This is a genomic window from Halorubrum sp. SP9 (assembly GCF_005435015.1).
GTDB lineage: Archaea > Halobacteriota > Halobacteria > Halobacteriales > Haloferacaceae > Halorubrum > Halorubrum sodomense.
Genome location: NZ_SGXU01000062.1, coordinates 2264 through 3822, shown reverse-complemented (window position 1 = coordinate 3822; position 1559 = coordinate 2264). Strand labels below are relative to the sequence as shown.

Below are 1559 nucleotides of genomic sequence, written 5' to 3'. Positions count from 1 at the left end.
CTCCTACCTATGCTGCACATCGGCGACCACGTCTCAGCGACAGCCTGCAGTAAAGCTCTATAGGGTCTTCGCTTCCCCTTGGGGGTCTCCAGACTCCGCACTGGAACGTACAGTTCACCGGGTCCAACGTTGGGACAGTGGCGCTCTCGTTTATCCATTCATGCAAGCCGCTACTGAAGCGGCAAGGTACTACGCTACCTTAAGAGGGTCATAGTTACCCCCGCCGTTGACGGGTCCTTCGTCCTCTTGTACGAGGTGTTCAGATACCCGCACTGGGCAGGATTCAGTGACCGTACGAGTCCTTGCGGATTTGCGGTCACCTGTGTTGTTACTAGACAGTCGGAGCGCCCGAGTCACTGCGACCTGCTCCTCAGAGAGCAGGCATCCCTTCTTCCGAAGGTACGGGACTAACTTGCCGAATTCCCTAACGTCGGTTCTCCCGACAGGCCTTGCCTTGCGCTGGCAGAGCACCTGTGTCGGATCTCGGTACGGACATCGCGCTTGCCTTTTCACGGGCCCTATGTACGGCTGACTTTCGCTGTTTCGCGTTTCGCTCGCTTCGTGCCGTGACGGCGTCCACGAGTTTCCACGATTCGACCGGGCGAGTGCCCGGCTCAGCGTTCCACACGGCGTCGGCGTTTACTGCACGATGGCGCTGGAATATTAACCAGCTTCCCGTCGGTGTAGTCAAGTTGTGGTACACCTTAGGACCGGCTAACCCTCGGCTGATCTGCAGTGCCGAGGAACCCTTGCTCTTCAGGCCGTCGAGGTTCTCACCCGACTATCGCTGCTACTGTGACCAGGATTGTCGTTACTGGACGGTCCACACGAGCTCTCGCCCGGGCTTCCGTCCGACCAGTACGCCAACCTACGCGGTCGCCCTGTGACGGGCGCGGCCAGGTCTCGGTGGTAGATTTGAGCCCCGATCATTTTGGGCGCCTCAAACCTCGGCCGGTAAGCTGTTACGCTTTTCTTAGCGGGTAGCTGCTTCTAAGCTCACCTCCCGGCTGTTTAGGGCTTGAGACCACCTTCGAATCGCACTTAATCTACACTTTGGGACCTTAACCCGGCTCTGGGTTGTTCCCCTCACGGTACACAGGCTTACCCCGCGCACCGGACTCCCTCCGTCTGCGACGCCTGCGGGTTTGGAGTTCGACAGGATGGCCGACTCCTCTCGGAGGCGGGTCATCCAATCGGTAGCTCTACCCCGCGGGCTATCTCGGGAGAGGTCATGCTTCGACATGTTTCGGTTGGAACCAGCTGTTGCCAGGCTCGATGGGCCTTTCACCCCTACACACGAGTCACGAGAGGGTATTGTAGAACACCAACTCTAACAGGCCTCCACGTGGCTTTCGCCACGCTTCACCTTGCTCGCGCGTAGATCGCCTGGTTTCGGGTCGCACCCGATTGACTCCCCGCGCTTGAACACGGTGGCCCTCGCACGAATGTGCTGCGGCCGTATCGGTTTCCCTGCGCCTTCCCCGGTTCACGGGTTAGACTCGCCAATCAAGTGCACTCCCTGGGTCGTTTTTCAAAACGCACGACACGACGCCGGCTCG

1 rRNA gene (cut by a window edge) is annotated in these 1559 nt (G+C 59.4%); it reads right to left on the bottom strand.

The annotated features are described in order from the left end of the window. Nucleotides 1–1559, bottom strand: a 23S ribosomal RNA gene (locus EXE45_RS16175); its annotated part runs 209 nt beyond the window's last position; the annotation flags it as partial.